The sequence below is a fragment of the Solirubrobacter ginsenosidimutans genome, from assembly GCF_027587205.1.
Map to the genome: position 1 here is coordinate 59,332 of NZ_JAPDOD010000008.1, position 23,165 is coordinate 82,496.

Genomic DNA, 23,165 nt, shown 5'->3' on the forward strand with positions numbered 1-23,165 from the left:
GCACTCTAGGCCGGCACGGGGCTGAGCTCGACGGCCAGGCGGCGCAGGAGCGGGTCGAGCTCCGGGAAGCGATCGGGCTCCCAGTCGTCGATCAGCTCGCGCAGCGCTTCGGTGCGGGCGTCCACCAGCCGTACGCGCATCTCCACGCCCGCCGGCGTGACCCGATCGCCCGCGACGAGCCCGCCGTCGCGCAGCTCGCCCATCGCCAGCGCGAGCTTGTCGGTGCGCACGTGGGGCAACGCCGCGAGGTCGGCGACCGACGGCGCCTCGGGCGCGCCCAATCGCACCAGCGCCCAGGACGCACTGGGGGAGAGGTCCAGACCTGCCCGCTCCACCACGCCGCGCATGAACGCGAGCGTCCGCTCGCGGCCGGCCGCGCGGCTCAGGCAGCGGGTGAGCTCACGCAGCGAGTCCGTGTCGACCGGGCCGCCGAGCGTGTCACCGACCACGGTGGGATCGACGGACTTGCGCAGCGGCTGCTGCGGGATCAGCCAGCTGAGCAGGAACGCGACGCCCATGACCGCGGTCGCGACGAGGAAGACCACGTGCAGCGAGTCGACGAACGCGGTGACCTGCGGGTCGCCGGCAGCGGTCTCGGCGGCCAGCCGGCCGGAGAAGATCGCGCCGAGGATCGCGGTGCCGAGCGAGCCGCCGATCGAGCGGAAGAGCGTCGACCCGGACGTGGCGACGCCGAGCATGTCGTAGGGGACGGAGTTCTGGACCACCAGCACGAGGACCTGCATCACCAGCCCGAGGCCGAGGCCGAGGATGAGCATGTGGAACGCGGCGACGCCGGAGCCGGTGGTCTCGTCCAGCGACGAGAGCAGCCACAGCCCGAGGGCGGCGATCGCGGTGCCGGCGATCGGGAACGGCCGGTAGCGGCCCGTCCGCGCGATCACCTGCCCGGAGACGATCGAGGAGACCAGCAGGCCGCCCATCACCGGCAAGAGCTGGAGGCCCGACGCGGTGGGGGAGAGCCCGCGGACGGTCTGCTGGAACAGCGGCAGGTAGGTCAGCGCGCCGAACAACCCGAAGCCGACGACGAAGCCGACCGCCGAGGTCACGACGAACACGCGGTTGCGGAACAGCGCCGGCGGCAGGATCGGCTCGGCGGCGCGCCGCTCGACGAAGGTGAGCGCGATGAGGCAGGCGACGCCGACGACGCCCATCCCGACGATCTGGACCGAGGCCCAGTCATACGTGTTCCCGCCGAGCGTCGTCATCAGAATGATCGCGCTGAGCCCGGCCGCCAGCAGCACCGTGCCCGCGTAGTCGATCTTGTGCGAGCGGCGCTCGGTCATGGACGGCAGCGTCACCGCCAGCACGATCAGCGCGAGCACGCCGAGCGGGAGGTTCACGTAGAAGATCGACCGCCACGAGACGTGCGTCGTCAGGAACCCGCCGAGCACCGGGCCGGCGATCGAGGAGACCCCGAAGACGGCCCCGAACAGCCCGGTGTAGCGGCCGCGGTCGGCCGGCGGGACGACGTCGCCGACCGCCGCCTGCGCGCTGACCATCAGCCCGCCGCCGCCGAGCCCCTGGATGAAGCGGAACGCGATCAGCTCGGTCATGCCCTGCGCCAGACCGCACAACGCCGACCCCGCGAGGAACAGCAGCAGTGCGCCCTGGAGCACGATCTTGCGGCCGAAGAGATCGCCGAGCTTGCCGTACAGCGGCGTGACGGCGGTGACCGCCAGCAGGTACGCGGTCACGACCCACGAGAGGTGCTCGAGTCCGCCGAGCTCCTTGACGATCGTCGGCAGCGCGGTCGAGACGATCGTCTGATCCAGCGACGCGAGCAGCATCACCAGCATCAGCCCGCTGATCACCACCAGGGTCCGGCGGCGGTCGAGGGTCTCTGTCGGCATCAATCAGTCGTCGTCAACGCGGATGCCGGCGGCCTGGGCCAGGTGCCCGGCAAGACCCGCGAGCTGCGTGGAGTCGATCATCGCACCGCGCAGGCCAGCCACGTCGCCCGCCGGATCGAGCTCTGACCCGCGCAGGTCCACCCGCTTCAAGTTGGCACCACTGAAGTCGGCCCGCACCAGTCGGCAGTCCTCGAAGCGGACGGCCTGCATCGTGCCGCGCCCGAGGAAGGCCTCGTCGAGCTCGCAGCCCACGAAGACCACCTCGCGCAGCCGCGAGGAGTGAAAGGTCGCGAGCGTCAGCTTGCAGCCGCGGAAGACGACGTCGTCGAGCTCTGCGTCGACGAACTGCGTTCCCGCGAACCGCCCGCCGGAGAACACCACCCGCCGCAGCCGCGCGCCCGCCAGATCGGCGCCCGACGCCTCGCACCCGACCAACTCGACGTCCACCAGCGACAGCGATCGCAGCCGCGCGCCGGTGAGCACGACGCGCTCCAGCCGCGAGTGGCGCACCCGCCCGCCCGCGGCCCGGACCTCGGCGAAGTCGCCCGTGACCAGCGCGTCCTCGATGTCGAACTGCGAGGCCAGCTCACCCGACCACGGCGTCAGGTCCTCCTCGATCACGTCCGGCGGGGCGGGCACGGTCCTGAACAATTCCTGAACTCGTCTCAGAGTGTCGTGCGCCGCATCACAATGGTCGGATGCACGTACGCGGATCCGTCCTGGTGGTCGATGACGAACCGACGATCCGCGAAGTCGTCTCGGCCTACCTGCAGCGCGCCGGCTACGAGACCCGCGCCGCGTCGGACGGCTTCGCCGCGATGGACGCCGTCGGCGAGAAGTCCCCCGACCTGATCGTGCTCGACCTGATGCTGCCCGGCATCGACGGGCTCGAGGTGATGCGGCGCGTGCGTGACCGGCCGGACCGCAAGAGCGCGATCATCCTGCTGACCGCCAAGGGCGCGGAGGCCGATCGCGTGATCGGCCTGCGGCTCGGCGCCGACGACTACGTGGTCAAGCCGTTCTCGCCCGCCGAGCTCGTCGCCCGCGTCGACGCCGTGCTGCGGCGCGTGGACCACGTCGCCGTCGGCGAGCCCGCGCTGACGTTCGAGAACCTCGAGATCGACCCCGCGGGGCGCGCGGTACGCCGCGACGGCGAGCCGGTGCAGCTGACCGCGCGCGAGTTCGACCTGCTGCTCTTCCTCGCGCGTCACCCGCAGCAGGCGTTCACGCGCGAGCAGCTGATGGACCACGTGTGGAAGTACGCGTTCTACTCGGACACCTCGACGGTCACGGTCCACATCCGGCGGCTGCGGGCCAAGCTCGAGACCGACCCGGAGAAGCCGCGCTGGATCGAGACGGTATGGGGCGTCGGGTACCGCTTCGCTCCCTGAGCTTCGCGCTCGCGCTCTCGCTCGCCGTCAGCGCCGTCGTCCTCGTCGTCTACGACGCCCACGGCGCGCGGCTCACGCTGACGATCGTGGCGCCCGTCGCGATCCTCACCGTGCTCGCGGGGGAGGTGATCGCGGCCCGCCGCCCCGGCGGCCTGCGCGGCCAGTTCATCGCGGTGACGGTGCTCGGGATGGTCGCGCTGGGCGCGGTGGTCGCCCTGTTCGTGAACCTGATGTTCGTCTCCAGCCACGACGCGCTGATGACGATCCTGCTCGTGGTCTTCGCCGCCGCGCTGGTCTTCTGGATCGCCCGCCCGATCGGCCTGCGCGCGCTCGCCGACCTCGATCGCGAGGAGCGGATGCGGCGCGAGCTGTTCGCCGCCGTCAGCCACGACCTGCGCACGCCACTCACCGCGCTCAGGCTGCTGGCGACAGCGATCGACGACGAGGTCGTCGAGGACGCCAAGCGGCGCGAGTACGCGGCGCGAATGAACACCCACGTCCGCGCCCTCGGCGCGCTGATCGACGATCTCTTCGACCTCACCCGCCTGGAGGCCAAGGACATCGCGTGGACGATGGAGCGGGTGCGCATGGACGAGCTCGTCTCCGACGCGGTCGAGGCGATGCAACCCTCCGCCGACGCCGGCAGCGTCGCCGTGCGCGCGGAGCTGCGCCCGCCGCTGCATCCGTCCCAGGGCAACCACGAGCAACTGCAGCGCGTGCTCTTCAACCTGATCCAGAACGCGATCCACCACACGCCGCCGGATGGCAGCGTCACCGTGCGCGCGGAAGGCGTCAAGGGCGGCGTCGAGGTCGAGGTCGCCGACACCGGGAGCGGCATCGCGGCCGACCAGCGTGAGCGGGTGTTCGAGCCGTTCTACCGGGTGGACGCGTCGCGCACGGCGCCGGGTGCGGGCCTCGGCCTGGCGATCTCGCGCGCGATCGTCGAGGCCCACGGCGGCCAGATCTGGCTCGAGGAGGCCGAAGTCGGCACCCGCGTGCGTTTTCGGCTGCCGGTGTCGATTTGAGGCGCGGCCGTTCGTGTAGAGAGTGAAAGCCTCTACTCAAGGAGCGACCAGATGCCCCAGTACCTGCTCAACCTGATCCAGCCCGACGGCCCCGCGCCGGACGCCGAGACCCTCGGGCCGATCATGCACGACATCGACCGGCTCAACGGGGAGATGAAGGCCGCCGGCGCGTGGGTCTTCGCGGCCGGGCTGCACTTCGCCGACACCGCGACGGTCGTGCGCCATGCCGACGGCGAGCCGCTGCTGACCGACGGCCCGTTCGTCGAGGCCAACGAGCACATCGGCGGCTTCACGCTGATCGAGGCCGAGGACCTCGACGCGGCGCTGGGGTGGGCCGGCAAGCTGGCCAAGGCGAGCACGCTGCCGATCGAGGTCCGCCCCGTCGCCCACGTGTTCTAAGGCGTTGGACGTCGAACGTGTCTTCCGCGAGGAGTACGGCCGCGCGGTGGCCGTCCTGGTCCGCGTGTTCGGTGACATCGACGTCGCCGAGGAAGCGGTGCAAGACGCGTTCGCCGAAGCGGTCCGCCGCTGGCCCGAGGCTGGGCTTCCGCCCAGCCCGGCCGGCTGGATCATCACGACGGCGCGCCATCGCGGGATCGACCGCTTCCGGCGCGAGGCGACGCGCGACGAGCGCGAGACGCAGGCGCTCGCGCTGGCTGCGGCCGGCCAGCCGGACCCGGCGGCTGCGGCGGCGGACGAGGAGGGTGCCGTGCGCGATGACCGCCTGCGCCTGATCTTCACCTGCTGCCATCCGTCGCTGGCCACGCCCGCCCAGGTAGGGCTGACGCTGCGGCTGCTGGGCGGGCTCACGACGCCGGAGATCGCCCGCGCGTTCCTCGTCCCGGAGCCGACGATGGCGCAGCGGATCGTGCGCGCCAAGGCCAAGATCCGCGACGCGAAGATCCCGTACCGCATCCCGAGCGAGGCCGATCTTCCCGCGCGGCTGAAGCCGGTCCTGGCGGTCGTCTATCTGATCTTCAACGAGGGCTACAGCGCGAGCACCGGGGCAGAGCTCGTGCGCGAGGACCTGTGCAACGAGGCGCTGCGCCTCGCCCGCCTGCTGGCCGAGCTGATGCCCGACGAGCCGGAGGTGCTGGGCCTGCTCGCGCTGCTGTTGCTGATCGACGCCCGCCGGGCCGCCCGCACGAGCCCCTACGGCGCGCTGGTGCGCCTGCGCGACCAGGACCGCACGCGCTGGAACAGCGGCCAGATCGACGAGGGTCAGGCGCTCGTGCGCCGCCTGCTGCGCCGCGACCAGCCCGGCCCGTACCAGATCCAGGCCGCGATCAACGCCGTCCACAGCGACCCGCCGCCGACCGACTGGCACCAGATCGTCGCGCTCTACGACCAGCTGCTCGCGTTCACGCCGACGCCCGTCGTCCGGCTCAACCGCGCGATCGCGCTCGCCGAGACGCGCGGGCCGCGGACGGCGCTGGAGGAGATCGACGCGCTCGAGGGCCTCGACCGGTACCACCTCTTCCACGCCACCCGCGCGGAGCTGCTGCGCCGCCTGGACCGCGGCCACGAGGCCGAGGAGGCCTACGCGGCCGCCATCGAACGGACGGAAAACGCAGCCGCCCGCGATTTCCTCAAGACCAGACTGAGCCCGCCGATGAATGAACCGTGAATCTGAGGCGCGCGGCGGCTGAACAGCCCGTGGGGGCGCGTCGCCGGCGTGATCGTGGTCGCGTTCCTGGCGGTGCACCTGGCCAGGCACCCGTCATCCGGCGGCGTCGTCACCGGCCTGCCGACGTGCGGCGAGCTCGACGCGCGGATCAAAGCCCAGACGAACGTCTCGAGCGAAGCGCGCGAAGCGTTCCGGGCCGAATGCGAGAAGCACGGCTGGAGGATGGTGCCGGAGGCATCGCCGGAGCCGGTGGTGCCGTCTCCCGGGTGCGAACTGGCGGAGTCAGTCGCCAAGCTGAAGCTCGACCCGCTTCCGCGGCGGACGGTCGCCGCTCCCGTCCACCCGATCCCGTTCTTCGCTGCTCGCACCGGTGAGCTGCCGCCTGACGGGCGCGCGGTCGTCGGCGGCGTCTCCCTACCGGCCGGCAGCCGCTGCCCGTCCTATTGGGCGACCGACGTGCCCGTGGACAACCCGACGGTGATCGCGGCGCGGCTCGCCGCGAAGTTCCCCCAGACCGGCCTGTGGCCGGTGCTGTCGAGGCTCATCGACGAGCCGGACCGCACGCTGACACGCCTCGAGGACCCCGCCCGCGCGAACGGTGTCGACGTCTTGCGGGTCCTGCGCGGACTCGACCCGCGCGTCGAGCGGCTGGCCGCGGGCGCGCCGACCCAGCCGAAGCGCGCGGCCGATCCGTTCGCCGCCTTCGACGACTCGCCGGCCGATCAGTACGCCCTGCTGCTCGTGCCGGTCAACCGGCCGGCCGACGTCCTCAGCCTCCTCGGCGGGTTCATCGCCACGGACTACATGAGCGACGCGGAGCTGACCGCGGTCGCCCGTTCTTGGGAGGAGCGCTTCGGCGCGGTCGTGACCGGCGTCGAAAGCGGCGGACTCACGCTGTCCGTGCCCGCCCCACCGCGCCGCGAGGACGCGGCGCTCCTCGCTCGCGAGCACAACGCGTTCATCCCGGACGCGGCGATCGACGAGTCCCAGCTCGCGCTTGACCTGATGACGAGCACCCAGTTGGAGTTCGGCTGGCACTGACAGACCTTTTGTCACGAGTTATTCACGCTCCGGTCACGTTCCGGCAACGTCCAGCCTCAACCGGACCTAAAGGCTGCCCGGCATGGATAATCCCGGAGGGGGTCAACCCGTGCAGGGCAGAAATGCGCTGTCGCGGAGGAAGTTCCTTACAGTGGCCGGCACGGCAGGGGTCGCCGTTGCTGCCACGCAGTTCCCATTCGCCAAGGCCAAATCGGCGCCGGCGCGGTTCACCGGCTACCCGTTCACGCTCGGCATCGCCTCAGGCGACCCGACGTCGGACAGCGTCGTCCTCTGGACGCGCCTCGCGCCGTCGCCGCTGGAAGGCAACGGCGGGATGCCCGACAAGGCCATCCCCGTCCAGTGGGAGGTCGCCAAGGACGAGAACTTCACGCAGGTCGTCGCCAGCGGCGAGGAGCTCGCCACCTACGGTGACGCGCACTCGGTGCACGCCGAGCCGCAGGGCCTGCAGGCGGGCTTCGAGTACTTCTACCGCTTCAAGGCCAACGGCGAGATCAGCCCGGTCGGCCGCACGAAGACCGCGCCGAGCGGCCCCACGAGCGCGCTGGCGTTCGCGTTCGCGAGCTGCCAGCAGTACGAGCACGGCTACTACACGGCCTACAAGCACATGTCGCAGGAGGACCTGGATCTGGTCATCCACGTCGGCGACTACATCTACGAGTACGACTCGAACTCGTACACGGCGTCGGGCGGAAATGTCCGCGCGAACTCCAACCACGAGATCGTCAACCTGCAGGACTACCGCGAGCGTCACGCGCAGTACAAGACCGACCCGGACCTGCAGGCCGCGCACCAGAACTTCGCGTGGCTCGTGACCTTCGACGACCACGAGGTCGACAACAACTGGGCCGGCAACATCCCCGAAGAGGGCATGCCGCTGGACTTCTTCGCGCGCCGCCGCCGGGCCGCGTTCAAGGCCTACTGGGAGCACATGCCGCTGCGCAAGGCGCTGCGCCCCACGGGCAACGCGATCCAGATCTACCGCCGCGCGCAGTACGGCGACCTGGCCTCGTTCCACGTGATGGACACGCGCCAGTTCCGCTCCGACCAGGCGTGCGGCGACGGCGCCAAGGCCGGCTGCGACGACCGCAACAACCCGGCGCGCACGATCACCGGCGCCGCGCAGGAGCAGTGGCTCTACGACGGTCTGCAGGCGTCCCCGGCCAAGTGGCAGATCCTCGCCCAGCAGGTCTTCATGGCCCAGCTGGACTACACCGCGGGCGCCACCGAGACGTTCAACATGGACGCCTGGGACGGCTACCGCGTCTCGCGCGACAAGCTGCTCGACTTCATCGACACGCGCAAGATCGCCAATCCGATCGTCATCACCGGCGATGTGCACGCCAACTGGGCCGCGGACCTGCTGCGCGACTTCCGCGACTCCTCGTCGAAGATCCTCGGCTCGGAGTTCATCGGCACCTCGATCTCGACCACGGGCGACGGCTCGGACACAGGCAGCGCCGCGACGCTGACCGAGAACCCGTGGATCAAGTTCAACCAGTCCCAGCGCGGGTACGTCCGCGTTTCGCTGGACCAGAACCACTGCAAGGCGGACTACCGCGTCGTGCCCTACGTCAAGCGCCCGGGCGCGCCGATCTCCACCCGCAAGTCCTTCGTCGTCGAAGCCGGCAACCCGGGTCTGAAGGACGCATAGCCATGAAGACCGTCCTTTCCCTGGCGGCCGTCGCCGCCCTCTTCGTCGCCTTCCACAACGCCCGCGCGGTCGAGGACCCGCCGCAGGCGCACCTGCAGCTCGTCGAAGTCGAGCAGCAGACCCCGTACCTCGAGTCGTTCGCCGGCGTCACCGCCGGCACGGCCACGACGTCGATCATCCGCCGCGTGTCCCTCACCGGCACCTCGAGCGCCGCCTACGCGCAGTTCGACAACCACAACGGCGACGGCAGCCGGGCATCGTTCCCGCTCGACGTGGCCGACGCCGACAACTACGGCCTGACCGCGGCGCTGGTCAAGGGCCCGAACTTCGGCATCGTGCAGCTGTTGATCGACGGTCGCCAGATCGGCTCCACCTACGACCTCTACGCCGCGACGCTGGCACGCGCCGAACCGGTCGCGCTGGGCGCGTACGCGCTCTCCGAGGGCCGGCACATCCTGACGATGAAGGTCGTGGGCAAGAACGACGCGTCGACCGACTACCTCGGCGGCATCGACCTGCTCGTCCTGGACTCGGCGGCCGCTCCGGTGCCGACGCCGACCGCGGTCGCCACGGCCGAAGTGGGCGCGCAGGTGCCGGCGACGCTCGCGCTCACGCTCGGCACGCCGCCTTCGTTCGGTCCCTTCCAGCCGGGCGTGGCGAAGGAGTACACCGCCGCCACCACGGCCAACGTCGTCTCGACGGCCGGCGACGGCATGCTCACCGTCTCAGACCCCGGGCACCTGATGAACGGCACGTTCACGCTGCCGGAGCCGCTGCGGGTCGACATCACCCCGAACACCTGGAGCGAGCCGGTCTCGAACGCCACCGTGGCGATCGGCTTCAAGCAGCTCGTCAAGGCCTCCGATGCCCTGCGCACCGGGACCTACTCGAAGACGCTGACCTTCACGCTGTCTACGACAAACCCCTGAGCCGGATCTCCACGACTGCGGGTCGCACCGGCGTCGCCAGTGACAGGAAGTCACGGACGACCCCGGTGTGCCCGCAGTAGGGGCAGCTCACGTACTCGCGCAGCGTGAGCGCGCGGTCGCCGGGGGAGACCGGGGCGTCGCAATGCGGGCAGGCGAGCGTGCCGACGGCCAGCAGGCCGGAGTGACCGGGCCGGATCTCCTCATGCCCGATCCCGTCGCGCTCGAAGGCCATCGCTTCGAGTCTAGGAGTTCGAAGAGGCGGTGAAGAATGCGGGCGCATCCGCGCGGCGGCCGGTCATGGTAGGGGCATGGGTTTTCGTCACGTCCTCTCATTGATCGCCGTCGGAGCCGCCGCTGTCGGTCTTTCGGCCTGCGGGAGCGCCGCCAAGGCGCCCACGCATTCGGCCACCGACAAGGCCTCCGGCCTGACGGTCAGCGTGGAGGGCGATCAGGTGACGCTCAAGCGCGCCTCCTCCAGCGCGTCCGGCACCGCCGGGACGGCCGGCCAGGTCTCCTGCACCACCGACTACTCGAAGCTCGTCAACGCGACGGCGCAGCCCGCGCCGAGCCTGTCGTGGTACGCGGCGACGCTGATCACGTGGCCCGACAAGGCGAAGTCGACGACGGCGACGCTGTCGCACAGCCTCACCAAGACCCCCGATCTCTGCATCGCGCAGTCCGCCGACCAGCAGACCTCGGTCGTCATGTACTTCGGCGCGAACGTCAAAGCGGCGATCGAGAAGCAGCAGATCACCAAGCAGCGCGACACGCAGGCCGCGTCGGTCGACGACGCGCTCAAGAGCGCCGCCCAGGCCGCGGTCACCGCGGTGGCGTCCGGCAAGTTCCCCGACGTGGCGACGCTGACGCAGGGCCTGACGTCGCAGGGCTTCTACGTCAAGACCGCCGCGAACGCGGCCGCCGCGACCGAGAACGGGACGATGTACATCGTCCAGGGCGACACGACCGCCAAGCAGATGGTGCTCTCGCTCAAGGGCAAGGACGGCAAGGCCCACGTCCTGACGCAGAAGACGACGGGCGATCCGAAGATCGCCACCGCCAAGTAGCTCAGCGGAAGGTGGCGACCTTCGCCCAGGTCGCCCCGCCGTCGGCCGAGCGGCGGATCTCGCCGCCGGCCACCGACGCGTAGAGCTCGCCCTTGGCGCTGAACGCCAGCTCCTTCGGCCCGGCGCCGATCGAGCCCACGTCCTGCCACGTCTTGCCGGCGTCCGGGCTCTTCTTGACCTTGCCGTCCTTGCCGGCGAGGTAGAGCGCGTCCGGCTTGACCCAGGCGATCCGCGGGCCGAAGGTCGTGTCCCACTGGCGCCAGGACTTGCCGCCGTTGGCGGAGATGAACGTGCCCTGGTCGGTCGAGACCGCCCACTGATCGCGGTTGCCCGGGTTGACCGCGATGTCGATCGGCGCGGCCACCGACGGCGCTTCGCGCTTGTCCCACGTCTTCCCGCCGTCGGAGGAGATCTGGATCATGCCCGGCTCCTCGTAGCGCAGGGCGAGGATCCGGTCGCCGTCGACCTCGATCTCGTGGTAGTCCGCGGTGCCGAGGCCGGAGACCGGCTGCCAGGTCTCGCCCTCGTCGGTCGACTTGACCAGGCCGAGCACCGACGGCAGCGCCGCCTCTCCGGAATGGCCGGAGGCGATCATCGTCCCGTCGGCCAGGAAGCGCGCCACGACGTCCTTCGTCAGCGTTCCGCTGCCCTTGGGCGTCGTGATGTTCCCCGCGGCCGTCTCCGGCGCCTTCTCGCCCGGCTTGAGCCGGTAGAACGCCGGCCCACCGCCGGCCAGCAACGTGCCGTCGGCCGGGTCGATCGCGATCGACAGGACGTCCGTGCCGGAGCCGGGGGCGGCGCTGGAGGCGTTCTCGGAGGCGTCCCCGCCGCAGGCGGCGAGGGCCAGGAGGGCGAGCAGTGCGGGCAAATATGTGCGCGACATGAGAAGTAGGCGAAGGTAGCGGCTGGGCGGGCGCTCAGCACCCGCCCAGCCGTTGATTTGTCTCTACGGGTTCGTCGTCGACAGTGTGAACGTCAACGTCTTGCTGTAGCTACCGGTGCGCAGCGCGTCGGTGGCGTTGATGTGCTGCGTGAACGTGATCGTCACCGGATCGTTGGACGCCGGGCCGGTCCAGGTCGACTTCGAGAGGTTCACCTGCAGCGGCTGCGGCAGCGCGAACGCCCCGTTCATCAGGTGGCCGGGATCGGAGTTCGTCAGCGTCGCGTCGCCCGCCGAGGTGATCACGTTGGCCGTCGAGGTCGCCGTGTAGTCCTTCGCGATGCCGGGCGCGAACGCGCCGAACGTGGCCGGTGCGCCCAGCGTGAGGGCGAGCGTGGCGGGCACCGTGCCGCCCGCACCGCCGTTGGTGTCGGTCTTCGCGGAGCAGTCGACCGGCACCTGGCCGGGGACGGGCTCGAAGCACAGCGCGTCGCCCTGGTTGGAGTTGCCCTCCAGGAAGCCGATGTTGTCGACCTCCTGCGAGTACGGGCCGTTGTACTTGAGGATGTAGAGGCCGTTGCGCAGGTCGACCGTGTAGATCAGGCCGTCCTGGATGACCGGGTAGCTCCACATCACGACCTTGTTGTCGGTGCGGCCTTCGAGCGTGTCGGAGGAGAGCCGCGGGTCCTCGACGGAGACCATCGGCAGCGGGTCGGGCTTGAACTCCGCCAGTTGCGTCGGGCTGGCGGGGTTGGTGATGTCGATCGCCTGGAAGCCGCCCGAGTGCCAGGTGCTGAACGCGATGCTCGGCGTCAGCGTCGGGTTGTGCGCGGAGTACGAGGTGCGGGGCGGGTTGAACGCGGTGCACGCGAGCGTCTGGTTCTCGGGTAGCCGGAACTCGCTGCGCACCACCGGCCGCGTCTCGTCGGCGACGTCGACGAAGCGCGCCCAGCCCCACGGGCAGCCGTGGCCGGCGCCGGTGATCGAGCCGTAGACCTCGTCGGAGACGTAGACCCAGTTCTTGTTCCACAGCTTCACGGCGCTGTGGGCGCCCGGGCCGGGCCAGGACACGCGGTTGGCGGCGGGCGTGATCAGGCGGTAGGTGTTGGTCGCCGGGTCGGTGTCGGTGAAGTCCGAGACGTCGGTGATGCCGAACCCGCGCGTGAGCAGCGCGAAGTACGCCTTCTTGCCGTCGTTGGAGACGCTGAAGGAGTGGATGCCGGAGCCGTTCGAGTTCCCGAAGCCGTGGTTGCCGCTGAACAGCTGCACCGGCGCTTCCTTGTTCAGGACCGGCGAGATGTCATAGATCTGGAACGCGCTGCCCGCGCTGGCGGCGAACATCAGCGCGCGCTTGGGGTTCTTCGGGTCCTCCCAGATGTAGAACTCGTGCGTGTCGCGCGTGTTCTGGTAGAGCAGCTCCGGGTTGGCGGCCTTGTCGCCCGAGATGTCATAGAAGCGCATGCTGCTGCGGCTGGCGATCGAGCACTGGTGCGCGCCGTTGCCGCCGCAGTTGGTGTGCAGGACGATCAGGACGTTCTGCGAGCGCCACACCCGCAGCTCGCGCGAGGACTCGCCCGGCAGGCCCTCGTACGGCGGGCCCATCTCCTTGGTGATGAACGGGTGCGCCGGGTCCTGCGCATCGACGATGAAGACGCCGGCGTGGTTGGCGTTGTTGTTCTTGCCGTCGGTGCGGCTGCCGACGTACACGTAGCGCTTGTGGACGGCGATCGCGGCGTTCATCCCGCGGTTCATCAACGGCTCGTGCCCGATCTGCGTGAACGAGCCGGGCGTGACCGCCTCGCGCTGCAGGAACGTGCCGACGCCGTCGTCCGGGTTGCCGATCTCCCGCGCGTACTCGCCACCCGGCGTGTACATGTAATCGGCGGGATGCGCCTGCGCCGTCGCGACGGGCACGGCAAGTGCCACCGCCAGCAACGGTACGACCCAGCGTCCGCTGGTACCCCTCATGAGCTTCCCTCTCTCTTAGCCCCTCCGGCGCCGTCCCCTCAGACGGCCCTCGGTGAACGGAAGTCAACCACACGGTGAGTATTTCTGTGGGGTGGGTATGAGCGCTGACCAACCGTAGAATCGGTGCGGTGCTCACCGCTGCCGTCGTCACCGCCGCCCTCTTCGCCGCGCAGGCGCCCGCCACGACCATCAACGTGCCGGATTCCGGCCAGATCGTCGCCGTCGGCGCGTTTCACCCGAAGCAGCTGCTGGGCGAGCACACGTTCTCCGGCGGCGTGACCTCCAACCGCCGCAACGCGATCAAGGCCTACGGCAAGCCGGACGGCAAGAGCCCAGCCGGCTGCCCGAACAAGTGGAAGAAGCTCGGCGTGCGCGTCGTCACCGCGGACTTCGGCGGCGGGCCGGCGTGCGCGGGCGGCACTCCGGTCCAGCAGATCGTCATCACCGGACGTTCGTGGGTCACCGAGCGCGGTCTGAAGATCGGCGACTCGCTCGACCGCGCCCGCGAGCTCTACCCCGAGCTCGAGCGCTTCAACGACCTCTACGGCAAGACCCCGCTCACCCGGTACACGTGGGCGCTGGTGCTCGAGGAATCGCAGATCGCCGGCCCGCCGAACGTCATCGACCGCCTCTCCGCCGAGATCCGCGATCGCAAGATCCGCTCATTCACGGTGTCGCCCTACGGCGCGGGTGACTAGCTTTCCCGGGGTGAGGCATTCCCGGCATTTCACACTCGACGAAGCCAACGCCCAGATCCCGTGGGTCGTGGACAAGCTCGCCGCCCTGCGCGACGCCCGCGCACGCCTGACCGACCAGCAGGCGCGCCAAGCTCTGACCGAGGGCTCGCCGACCAACGGCGGCGGCCATCCCGGCAAGGTCGTGGGGGAGGCGTTCGTCGAGCTCCAGAACGGCATCGCGGCCTTCGACCACCGCGGCATCGTCCTCCGCGACCTCGACAGCGGCCTGATCGACTTCCCCTCCGTCCAGGACGGCGTCGAGGTCTACCTCTGCTGGATCTCCGGCGAGACCGAGATCGCCTTCTGGCACGACCTCGACGCGGGCTACGGCGGCCGTCAGCCGCTCTGAGCCGACCGGGCGTCCGTCCGGTAGCGGCCGGGCGGGAGCGCACGAGCCCGGCTGAAGGCGCGGCTGAAGGCATAGACCGACGTGTAGCCGACGGACTGCGCGATGCCCTCGAGCGAGTCATCGGTGTCGCGCAGGCGCCGGGCGGCCAGATCCATGCGCCAGCGCGTCAGGTAGGCGCCAGGGGTCTCTCCGAGCACCGTCCCGAAGCGCCGCAGGAGTGTGGCGGGCGAGACCGCGACTTCCGACGCGAGCGCGACGTTGGTCCACGCTCGCGCCGGCTCGGCGTGGAGCCGCGTGACGGCGGTGCCGACGATCGGATCGCGCAGCACGCCGAGCCATGACGGATGCGGGGCCGGCTCGGGCGCACCGTCAAGCCAGGCACGGAGCAGCTGGACGAGCAGGATGTCGACGAGGCTGTCGAGGACGACCGAGGTCGCGAGCCGGGGCGTGGCGAGCTCGCGGCTGAGCAGGCGGACGGTGTCGTCCAGCCCGCCGCCGTCGTTGTGGGCGCGGATGTGGACGAGGTCGGGCAACAGCGAGAAGACCTGGGTGGAGACCGCGCGGTCGTACTCGTAGTGCGCGCAGAGGATGTGGGTGCGGGTAGGGCCGGAGCCGATACGCACCAGCGCGCCGCCCGCCTGCTCGTACCCGCTCGAGTTGTCCGGTCCGGTGCGCGCCACGGTGGCGGCGTCGGATGCGAGCGCGTGGTCGGTGCCGCGGGGGAGCAGGACGATGTCGCCTGGCATCAACTCACGCGGCGCCTGCCCTCGGGGCGCCAGCCAGGCGGTGCCCGATGTCACCGCGTGGAACGCCGCGCCCGGGATGCCGGCCGCCCACCAGCCCCAGCGCTCACCCGCCTCGATCCGCGCGCCGAGCGTGCCCCGGACCCCGGCCAGTGAGAGCACATCGGCAAGAACGTCCACGCGATGATCGTAATGGATATGGATCTGCGAGGAATACGCATCGAAAGCTGCACGGCATTCCATACCGTGTGCGACATGAACCTCGAAGGCAGCACCGCGCTGATCACCGGCGCCAACCGCGGCATCGGCCGCCACTTCGCCCAGCAGCTGCTCGAACGCGGCGCCGCGAAGGTCTACGCCACCGCCCGCGACCCGCGGACGATCGACATCGACGGTGTCGTCGCGCTCGCGCTGGACGTCACCGACCCGGCTCAGGTCGCTGCGGCCGCGCAGGCCGCTCCCGACGTCAGCCTGCTGATCAACAACGCCGGAGTCTCGACCGGAACCGACCTCGTCACCGGCGATCTCGATCGGATCCGCCTGGAGCTCGACACCAACCTCTACGGCACGCTGGCGATGGTCCGCGCCTTCGCCCCGCAGCTGGCCGGCGGCGCGATCCTCAACGTCCTCAGCCGCCTCTCCTGGCTGAGCTTTCAGGGCGCGAACGCGTACGCCGTCTCAAAGGCCGCCGCGTGGAGCCTGACCAACGGGATCCGGCTGGAGCTCGCAGAGCAGGGCACGCTCGTCACCGGCGTGCTGCTCAGCAGCACCGACACGGACATGATGGCCGGCTGGGACATCCCCAAGAACGACCCCGCCGACGTCGTCCGCGCAGCGCTCGACGGCCTCGAGGCGGGCGAGCTCGAGGTGATCGCCGACGCCGAGACCGCCGCGGCCAAGGCCGCCCTGAGCCGTTACCCGCTCAGCGTGTAGGCATCGGGCGCCAGTTCCGCCGTGCGGCGGCGGTACTCGGTCCAGGTCCAGGGCCAGTTGCTGGGGTCGTTGCCGTCGGCGTCGACGTACCAGTTCGTGCAGCCCGAGTGCCAGACGGTGCCGGCCAACGCGGCCCGCACGGAGGCGTTGAAGGCATCCGCGGCCTCGGGCCGGACCTCGATCGTGGAGGCGCCCGCCCGCTCGAGCTCGCGCAGCGCCGCGAGGACGTGGGCGATCGACGACTCGATCGTCGAGATCACGGACCCGGTGCCGCCGTTGGTGTTGGGGCCATAGAGCAGGAAGAGGTTCGGGAAGCTCGGGACGGTGACGCCGAGGTAGGCGCGCGCGACGGGGTCCCAGGCGTCGGCGAGGGTGCGGCCGTCGCGGCCGGTGATCTCCATCGGCGCGACGAACTCGTGGCTCTTGAAGCCGGTGGCGAGCACGAGCACGTCGGCGGGGCGCTCGACGCCGTCGCGAGCCACCACGCCGCCGGGCGTGATCGCGGAGACTCCCGACGAGATCAGCGACACGTGCGGCCGCGCCAGCGCCGGATACCAGTCGTCGGTGAGCATCACCCGCTTGCAGCCGACGTGGTCGGTGGGCGTGACCCGCCGGCGCAGCGACGGGTCCTTCAGGCCCCGGCGGATGTTGAACTGACCCGCGCCGCGCAGGAGCGCGAGCCGCCAGTTGTCGCGAACCATGCCGTGGGTGAAGAACTCGTGGAAGTGCCAGTTCCCCGCGCGGTCGAGCCGCTGCAACGCCGGGAACCGCGCGAACCAGGCCCGCACGCGTGGGGGATAGGGGAAGTCGAGCTTCGGGATCGTCCAGCCGGGCGAGCGCTGGTAGACGTCCAGGGCCGCCACCTCGTCGGCGATCGCGGGCACGACCTGGACGGCGCTGCAGCCCGTGCCGATCACCGCCACCCGCCGCCCCGCCAGCGGCACGTCATGGCGCCAGCGCGCCGTGTGGAAGGCCGGACCGGCGAACGAGTCGAGCCCCGGCAACGGCGGCACCTGTGGGATCGAGAGCTGCCCGCACGCCGTGATCAGCACGTCGGCGGTGAACGGGCCGGCGCTCGTGGAAAGCACCCAGCGCCCGCCGTCCCACACAGCGGACGACACCTCCGTCGACGTCCGCGCCCGCACCCCGAAGCGCCGCGCGACGTCCTCCACATACGCCTGGATCTCCGGCTGCGGCGCGTAGCGGCGCGACCAGCCCGGGTTCGGCGCGAACGAGTACTCATACAGATGCGACGGGATGTCACACGCCGCACCCGGATACGTGTTGTGATGCCACACGCCGCCCAGGCGCTCGCCACGCTCGAACAGCGTCACGTCGTCGTGACCCGCGCGCGCCAGCAGCGCCGCGGCACCCACGCCGCCGAACCCACCACCCACGATCGCCACCGACGGCATCAGAACGCAAAACCTACCCGTGCGGCGTCAAGAGGTGGATGAACAGCGGCAGCAATCGCGCGTCGGGCCAGTCGACCAAGACCCGCCGCAGCAACTCGGCGGCGCCCGCACGGCATCCGTCCGGCGAGCGCTCCGCGTGCCACGTGTCGATCTCCGAGTCCGGGTCGTCGCGGTGCGGGTACTCGATCCGCAGCCCCGGCTCGCCCACGACGTCCCAGACGAACGCCCACACCCCCGCCGGCCGCCCGCCGAAGACGTGCACGCGGTTGAACTCGCCGCGGACCATGGCGCGCATCGCCGCCGCGACGTGCTCCTCGTACGCCGCACCCACCGGCGGCGCGTCCTGCCACGACACGCCGGTGCCCGTGTAGGTCCGTGCGACCGCGCCCGGATCGAGGCCGAACGCGCCTTCGAGCGCCGCGCTCCAGCGCGCTGCGGCCTCCGTATCGGAAGTCGTCGCAGGGAGCGGCAGGACCCAGCAATCGACACCCTGCACGAACCCGTGCGCCTGCAGCCACCGCTGCTCGTCCCCGGCACGCCGCAGCAACCGCCGCGGCGGCATGCCCACGCGCAGTTCCAAGGAGCCGTCGACCGCCGCGACGATCGCGCTCCAGCGCCGGGCGTCCGCGGGCTCGAGGTTGATCGACCCGCGGATCCGGCGCGCTTCGGCGACCGCCTCTACGAAGTCGCTACGGGACGTGCGCTCGGTCGCCACACCCGCATGATGTCGCGCATCGAGATGATCCCGCAGAGCTCACCATGCCGGACCACGACCAGGTGGCGGAAGCCGCCCTTGGCCATCGTGTCCGCGGCCTCCTCGAGGTCCCACTCGATGTCGGCGAACGCCGCGTGCGCGGTCAGGTGCTCGGCGACGTGCTCGTCGTCAGGATTCTCGCCCTTGCCGATCGACCGTACGAGGTCACGCTCCGTGAAGATGCCCGGCCCGGGCTGCTCGGGATCCATGATCACGACCGCGCCCACGTTGTGGTCGGCCATGAACTTTGCGGCATCTCGCAGTGACCGGCCTGGCGTCATCGTCAGAACGTCCCCTGTCATCGCGTCTCGGACCTTCACAACTGCTCCTCTCCGACTGCTGCCTCGTCAGATGAGGAAACCTTACCGGGTCCTTGAGGCATTTGTCACGAGCCCTCGTCCCGGATAATACGTTCGACGGTTACCAGCGAGGAGGAGCTCACGATGCCCAACCCAGGGACGATCGAAGGCACGCACCACCTGACCTTCTGCGTCGGCGGCGCCCAGGAGGACTACGACTTCCACGTCCGCACCCTCGGCCTGAAGAGCGTCAAGAAGACGGTGCTCTTCGACGGCGAGATCCCGATCTACCACCTCTATTACGCCAACCGCGTGGGGGATGCGAGCACGATCCTGACCGCCTTCCCCTACCGCCAGGCGGGCTGGATGGGCAAGCGCGGGACCAACCAGGCGAAGTCGATCAACCTCGCCGTGCCGGCCCAGGCGATCGGCTACTGGCGCGACCGCCTGACCAACGCGGGCGTCGACGTCAGAGAAGTCGAACGCTTCGGCACCGAGCGCCTCGAGTTCGCCCACCCGTGTGGCATCCCGTACCAGATGATCGGCGAGACCGAGGAGGACGACCGCGAGCCCTACGGCGGCGGCGACGTCCCCTCCGAGCGGGCGGTCCGCGGCGCCTGGGGCACCACGACCTCCGTCCGCGAGCCCGAGCCGATGGACCACTTCCTGCGCGAGGCCTTCAACGCCGAGCACATCGCCTCCGAGGGCGCGCACCACCAGTACCGCCTGACCGGCTCGGGCAACGGCCAGATCCTCGAGCTGGTCGAAGAGCCCAACCTGCCGCAGGGCACGTGGCACTTCGGCGAGGGGACGATCCACCACCACGCGTTCGACGTGGGGACCTCCGAGAACCAGCTGCGCGTGAAGGACTACATCGTCGGCCTCGGCTACACCGACGTCTCAGACGTCAAGGATCGCGGCTACTTCTTCAGCGTCTACCTGCGCACCCCGGGCGGCGCGCTGTTCGAGCTCGCCTACTCGACGCCGCAGGGCTTCACGATCGATGAGTCGGTGGACGAGCTCGGCACCCACATGTGCATCCCGCCGCACTGGGAGAACCGCCGCTCCGAGATCGACCAGCTGGAGCCGATCGACACCATCGAGACGGTGAAGTCCTAGCAACGCGAGCCGAAGTGCTGGACCCAGAGCTCGACCCGGCCGGTGTCGGAGAGCGTGACGACGCGGTTCGCGACGCCGGTGTCGCGGAAGCGCGAGTCGAGCAGGTTCGCCCGGTGCTGCGGCGAGTCCAGCCACGCCTGCACGATCTGCCGGGGCGTTGAGCCGGGGTCGGCCCACGCCAGGTTCTCACCCACCGAGAAGCAGCCGCGCGCGTAGCCGGTGCGGGCCATCGGGGCCCACATCCGGCTCCCGCACGGCGTGTGGGTGAAGGTGCCGCAGCGCTCGATCGAGTCGACCTTCAGGGCGGCGGAGCGCTTGAGCGCGGCGGCGCCGCGCAGGGCGGCGCGGTGCGCCTGCGAGCGCGCCTGCGTCGTGAGGCAGAGCACGGCCGCCGCTCGCGCGCCCGCCGGCCCACCTGCCGCATCGGCTCCGGAACATTGCGCGGCGCGCGCTGGGGCCGCGGTCGCGAGGGAGCACAGCAGGAGGGCGGCAGCCAGCGTGAGACCGGCGGCCGGGCGTACGGCAACAGACATGGACCAACCCGTGAGACGAACGTCGGAGGGAAGCGGCTCTGACCGAAGCCGCCGACCGGCAGTCTCGCCCGCCTAAGAGCAGGCCAAAAGGGCGCCGTCCCCGGTATGGGGGAGCCACCCCCCACCTGGGGGAGAAGCCGTTCGCGCACCCCCCGGCGGAGGCGTATACCTCGGCGCGTCCTGTTCGTTCGCTCAGGAGCCCCTCCTTGCCCCTCCAGTCTTCGGTCTCGCCCGGCCGCACCCGTCGCGAGAACCTCCGTTTCCTGTTCTTCTGCGCGGCCTTGATCCAGGCCGCCGACGCCGCCCCCGCGGACGTCACGCTCGACGCCGATCTGGAGCGCGTGCTCGCCGCCCTCGCCCGCGGGGAGGACACCGGCGATCTCGCGCTCACCGGCAAGGGCTTCGAGCTGCACGGCCCGCTCGCGGCCGACACGTTCGCCGACGCGATCGACGAGCTCACCGCCAACGTCCGCGCCTGGACCGAGGCGGGCGAGGACATCGACGCCGCCGTGCGCGAGGTCGTCGCCGACAGCTACCGGCGCCACCGCGCGAAGACCAGCGCGTACGCGTTCAGCTGACCGCGATCTCGCCTTCGTACTCGAAGAGCGAGTTGATCAGCCCGATCGCGACCGCCTGGGCGCTCGTGCGCGCGCCCAGCTTGCGCCGCACCTCGGCGAGATGTGACTTCACGGTCTCCTCGCCGACGCCCATCTGCTCGGCGATGGCCTTGCGTTCCAGGCCCTGGGCAAGCAGCCGCAGCGCCGCCAGCTGCTTCGGGGAGAGATCCTCGAAGTCGCGCAGGTCGGCGCGCGCCGCGAACGCCGGCGACGTGTAGGAGCGCCCGCGCGAGGCGAGCAGCACCGCCTTGAGCAGGTCCGCCGCCGAATCGCCCTTGGACACCACGCCCTGGGCGCCCACCGCGAAGGCGCGCTCGGCCAGCCCGAGCTCGTCGACCCCGGTGTAGAAGACGACCTCGACGTCCTCGTGCTCGGTGCGCAGCCGGCGGCACAGCTCGAAGCCGTCGATGTGCGAGCCCTCCAGCGCGACGTCGAGCACGACCACCCGCGGGTGGCGCTCGCGGACCGTCGCCATCGCGTCCTCGGCGTCGTGCGCGAAGGCGACCACGTCGATCTCGGGCCGGTTGTGAAAGAGGGTGCGCAGACCCAGGACCACCATCTGGTGGTCGTCCACCAAGACGACTGGTACGGCGAGCGCTGACGACATGGGCCTCCCGACCGAAATCCTAGTCGAGCCCGATCGACCGCTCACGCGATCCAATCAGCCAGATGGCGGTGCGGCGGGAAGGACCAGCGCGATCCCGAACGGGTCCGTCACCACGGCCGAACCGCCCGCCGCAGCAACGATATGTCCGGCATGGGCGAGGTCGCCGACGGACCGCTCCGTCCAGTTGACCGGTATCCCGGAAGTTGTCGTGGTGACGTTCCAGCCGCCCGAATCTGGTCCGACCGCGAACACTGCGAAACGCTCATCTGCCGCCAGTCGCCGCGCGCACGCTCCCCAGCCGGCTCCGGGGATCAGCGTCAGGGGCGTCTCGCCCTCCGGGCCGGTCACCCTCACGGTCGCGTCGCGGCCCGCCGCGTCGAGCTCCGCACGCAGCGTCGCGACGATCGGCTCGGCCTCGCGGCGTGACTCCGGGTCGAGCACGGTCATCACCTCGCGCACGCCGGAGAGCCGCCGCAGCGCCTCGCGCGTCGTGCGCCCGAGCTCCTCCGGCAGCCCGTCCAGGTCCGACGCGTCGAACAGGCCGGCGATCGCCCCGTCGGCCACCGCCGACAGGGTCGACACGTCCGTTCGCAGCCGGTGAGTGATCCGCTCGAGCAGCTCCGCGCCCATCGCCGACGCCTGCCGCCCGGCGGCCTGCAGGCGCAGCGCCGCCTCGCGCGCGACGAAGTGCTCGAGCAGCCGCGCCGCCCGCGCGGGATTGGCCGGCGCGGCGTCGGCGAGCAACCAGCCGGCGGCGTCGCCGCAGCGCGCCTCGATCACCCACCCGCCCGCGGGCGGGACCGGCTCCACATGGCGCGGCGCGACGGGCCCGCCGGCGACGCGCACGGCGGCACGCCCCGCGACGTCGAAGCGCAGCTCGAAGCGAGCCGGACCGAACAGCGCCGCGAACTCGTCGCCGGTCATCGCCGGTTGTCTAGCACGCGCAGATGATCATTCGCGGCGCTCGCCCGCGGCCGCCGCGCGGCGCAGGTCGCCGGGGCGCAGCTCGGTGCCGCCGGACTCGTCGAGCAGGTCGCCCATCATCCGCTGCGCCTGCTCGAGCGACCGCTCGCTGGCGATCCGAGCGTCCTCGACCTCGCCGATCGCGTACAGCTCCCGTGCCGCCAGCAGGCCCTGGACGATGTTGTCGTTGATCTCCAGCGCGCGCCGGCGCCGCGCGGCGAGGTCGGGAAACAGCGAGGCCTCGTCGCGGACCGATGCGTGCAGGCGCATGGAGAGGTAGAGCACGCCGGCCGCCGCGGTTCCCAACGGCAACAGGACCGAACCCCACGTCACGCCGTTGCGCAGCGCGAGGGCGTGGGCGTTGTCGATTCCGAAGGAGGGGAGCAGCATGTTCCCGGCCGTCCACAGCGAGCGCAGCGCGCTCGTGAGGAAGACGAGCGCGAGCGCGACGCCGAGCGGGTTGGCCCGCAGCGAGAGCTGCCCTGTCCGTTTCAAAGGCGCCGTGATCAGCCACGCGATCAGCAGGTAGGTGAACGCGGTCAGGAGGTTCCCAACGGTCACGACGGGCCAGAGCATCAGATCCAGCATGCCGTGCGGGCCCGACGTAACGAACCCCGGCCTCACCCACTTG

General features: G+C 70.8%; 26 protein-coding genes. 13 read left to right on the top strand and 13 right to left on the bottom strand.

Translation table 11 applies throughout. The features are described 5' to 3' along the window. Positions 1–5 precede the first annotated feature (5 nt). Positions 6–1,868, bottom strand: a complete 1,863-nt coding sequence (locus OM076_RS11730; RefSeq protein WP_270040072.1) for an MDR family MFS transporter — start codon at positions 1,866–1,868, stop codon at positions 6–8. Positions 1,869–1,871: 3 nt separating this feature from the next. After that, complete coding sequence (locus tag OM076_RS11735; protein WP_270040073.1) at positions 1,872–2,507, bottom strand: pentapeptide repeat-containing protein; 636 nt, start codon at positions 2,505–2,507, stop codon at positions 1,872–1,874. A 59-nt stretch (positions 2,508–2,566) separates the two neighbouring features. Between OM076_RS11735 and OM076_RS11740 the strand changes: the two genes are divergently transcribed. The 7 genes from OM076_RS11740 to OM076_RS11770 all read left to right on the top strand — a co-directional run bounded on the left by OM076_RS11740 (position 2,567) and on the right by OM076_RS11770 (position 9,553). Beyond that, a complete protein-coding gene (locus tag OM076_RS11740) occupies positions 2,567–3,259 on the top strand; it encodes a response regulator (RefSeq protein WP_270040074.1) in 693 nt (230 codons plus the stop codon). Beyond that, positions 3,229–4,284, top strand: a complete 1,056-nt coding sequence (locus tag OM076_RS11745) for a sensor histidine kinase (RefSeq protein ID WP_270040076.1) — start codon at positions 3,229–3,231, stop codon at positions 4,282–4,284. The genes OM076_RS11740 and OM076_RS11745 overlap by 31 nt, the downstream gene beginning before the upstream one ends. Positions 4,285–4,335: 51 nt before the next feature. Beyond that, on the top strand, positions 4,336–4,683 hold the full coding sequence (locus OM076_RS11750) for a YciI family protein (RefSeq protein WP_270040078.1): 348 nt from the start codon (positions 4,336–4,338) through the stop codon (positions 4,681–4,683). Between the two features lie 4 nt (positions 4,684–4,687). Then, on the top strand, positions 4,688–5,911 hold the full coding sequence (locus OM076_RS11755) for an RNA polymerase sigma factor (RefSeq protein ID WP_270040079.1): 1,224 nt from the start codon (positions 4,688–4,690) through the stop codon (positions 5,909–5,911). Positions 5,912–5,959: 48 nt separating this feature from the next. After that, positions 5,960–6,952, top strand: coding sequence for a DUF4253 domain-containing protein (locus tag OM076_RS11760; protein WP_270040080.1), 993 nt, complete (start codon positions 5,960–5,962; stop codon positions 6,950–6,952). Positions 6,953–7,103: 151 nt separating this feature from the next. Further along, a complete protein-coding gene (locus OM076_RS11765; RefSeq protein ID WP_270040081.1) occupies positions 7,104–8,624 on the top strand; it encodes an alkaline phosphatase D family protein in 1,521 nt (506 codons plus the stop codon). A gap of 2 nt (positions 8,625–8,626) precedes the next feature. Next, entirely contained in the window at positions 8,627–9,553 is a 927-nt protein-coding gene (locus OM076_RS11770) for a hypothetical protein (RefSeq protein ID WP_270040082.1), read from the top strand. Here OM076_RS11770 and OM076_RS11775 read toward each other — a convergent pair. After that, positions 9,537–9,785, bottom strand: coding sequence for a hypothetical protein (locus OM076_RS11775; protein WP_270040083.1), 249 nt, complete (start codon positions 9,783–9,785; stop codon positions 9,537–9,539). The two genes, OM076_RS11770 and OM076_RS11775, sit on opposite strands and share 17 nt — an antisense overlap. Before the next feature lie 76 nt (positions 9,786–9,861). On the opposite strand from OM076_RS11775, the gene OM076_RS11780 reads away from it, so the two are divergent. Beyond that, positions 9,862–10,617, top strand: a complete 756-nt coding sequence (locus tag OM076_RS11780) for a hypothetical protein (RefSeq protein ID WP_270040084.1) — start codon at positions 9,862–9,864, stop codon at positions 10,615–10,617. A gap of 1 nt (position 10,618) precedes the next feature. Here the strand turns inward: OM076_RS11780 and OM076_RS11785 are convergent, their stop codons facing one another. Beyond that, on the bottom strand, positions 10,619–11,500 hold the full coding sequence (locus tag OM076_RS11785) for a WD40/YVTN/BNR-like repeat-containing protein (RefSeq protein ID WP_270040085.1): 882 nt from the start codon (positions 11,498–11,500) through the stop codon (positions 10,619–10,621). A gap of 63 nt (positions 11,501–11,563) precedes the next feature. Next, entirely contained in the window at positions 11,564–13,423 is a 1,860-nt protein-coding gene (locus OM076_RS11790) for an LVIVD repeat-containing protein (RefSeq protein WP_270040086.1), read from the bottom strand. Positions 13,424–13,593: 170 nt separating this feature from the next. Between OM076_RS11790 and OM076_RS11795 the strand changes: the two genes are divergently transcribed. Both OM076_RS11795 and OM076_RS11800 read left to right on the top strand, forming a co-directional pair. Next, positions 13,594–14,163 carry a hypothetical protein gene (locus OM076_RS11795; protein ID WP_270040087.1) on the top strand — a complete coding sequence of 190 codons (570 nt, stop codon included), beginning with the start codon at positions 13,594–13,596 and terminating at the stop codon, positions 14,161–14,163. A gap of 10 nt (positions 14,164–14,173) precedes the next feature. Further along, complete coding sequence (locus OM076_RS11800; protein WP_270040089.1) at positions 14,174–14,551, top strand: DUF2203 domain-containing protein; 378 nt, start codon at positions 14,174–14,176, stop codon at positions 14,549–14,551. On the opposite strand, the gene OM076_RS11805 is transcribed toward OM076_RS11800, so the two are convergent. Then, positions 14,539–15,474, bottom strand: coding sequence for an AraC family transcriptional regulator (locus OM076_RS11805; protein ID WP_270040091.1), 936 nt, complete (start codon positions 15,472–15,474; stop codon positions 14,539–14,541). The two genes, OM076_RS11800 and OM076_RS11805, sit on opposite strands and share 13 nt — an antisense overlap. Before the next feature lie 75 nt (positions 15,475–15,549). On the opposite strand from OM076_RS11805, the gene OM076_RS11810 reads away from it, so the two are divergent. Next, entirely contained in the window at positions 15,550–16,227 is a 678-nt protein-coding gene (locus OM076_RS11810; protein WP_270040093.1) for an SDR family oxidoreductase, read from the top strand. Here the strand turns inward: OM076_RS11810 and OM076_RS11815 are convergent. From OM076_RS11815 to OM076_RS11825, 3 genes are read right to left on the bottom strand one after another with little or no spacing between them, the layout of a single operon-like run. Continuing rightward, positions 16,209–17,642, bottom strand: a complete 1,434-nt coding sequence (locus OM076_RS11815) for a flavin-containing monooxygenase (RefSeq protein WP_270040094.1) — start codon at positions 17,640–17,642, stop codon at positions 16,209–16,211. The two genes, OM076_RS11810 and OM076_RS11815, sit on opposite strands and share 19 nt — an antisense overlap. A 13-nt stretch (positions 17,643–17,655) precedes the next feature. Beyond that, positions 17,656–18,357, bottom strand: coding sequence for a hypothetical protein (locus OM076_RS11820; protein WP_270040095.1), 702 nt, complete (start codon positions 18,355–18,357; stop codon positions 17,656–17,658). Then, positions 18,321–18,698 carry a CBS domain-containing protein gene (locus OM076_RS11825; RefSeq protein ID WP_270040096.1) on the bottom strand — a complete coding sequence of 126 codons (378 nt, stop codon included), beginning with the start codon at positions 18,696–18,698 and terminating at the stop codon, positions 18,321–18,323. The genes OM076_RS11820 and OM076_RS11825 overlap by 37 nt, the downstream gene beginning before the upstream one ends. A 141-nt stretch (positions 18,699–18,839) precedes the next feature. On the opposite strand from OM076_RS11825, the gene OM076_RS11830 reads away from it, so the two are divergent. After that, on the top strand, positions 18,840–19,814 hold the full coding sequence (locus OM076_RS11830) for a VOC family protein (protein ID WP_270040097.1): 975 nt from the start codon (positions 18,840–18,842) through the stop codon (positions 19,812–19,814). Here OM076_RS11830 and OM076_RS11835 read toward each other — a convergent pair. Then, complete coding sequence (locus OM076_RS11835; RefSeq protein ID WP_270040098.1) at positions 19,811–20,347, bottom strand: CAP domain-containing protein; 537 nt, start codon at positions 20,345–20,347, stop codon at positions 19,811–19,813. The two genes, OM076_RS11830 and OM076_RS11835, sit on opposite strands and share 4 nt — an antisense overlap. 206 nt (positions 20,348–20,553) lie before the next feature. Between OM076_RS11835 and OM076_RS11840 the strand changes: the two genes are divergently transcribed. Then, complete coding sequence (locus tag OM076_RS11840; RefSeq protein WP_270040099.1) at positions 20,554–20,925, top strand: hypothetical protein; 372 nt, start codon at positions 20,554–20,556, stop codon at positions 20,923–20,925. Here the strand turns inward: OM076_RS11840 and OM076_RS11845 are convergent. From OM076_RS11845 to OM076_RS11855, 3 genes are read right to left on the bottom strand one after another with little or no spacing between them, the layout of a single operon-like run. Further along, positions 20,918–21,571, bottom strand: coding sequence for a response regulator (locus OM076_RS11845; RefSeq protein WP_270040100.1), 654 nt, complete (start codon positions 21,569–21,571; stop codon positions 20,918–20,920). The genes OM076_RS11840 and OM076_RS11845 overlap by 8 nt on opposite strands. Positions 21,572–21,625: 54 nt before the next feature. Beyond that, a complete protein-coding gene (locus OM076_RS11850; RefSeq protein ID WP_270040101.1) occupies positions 21,626–22,495 on the bottom strand; it encodes a hypothetical protein in 870 nt (289 codons plus the stop codon). A gap of 27 nt (positions 22,496–22,522) precedes the next feature. Further along, complete coding sequence (locus OM076_RS11855; protein ID WP_270040102.1) at positions 22,523–23,110, bottom strand: hypothetical protein; 588 nt, start codon at positions 23,108–23,110, stop codon at positions 22,523–22,525. Positions 23,111–23,165 lie beyond the last annotated feature (55 nt).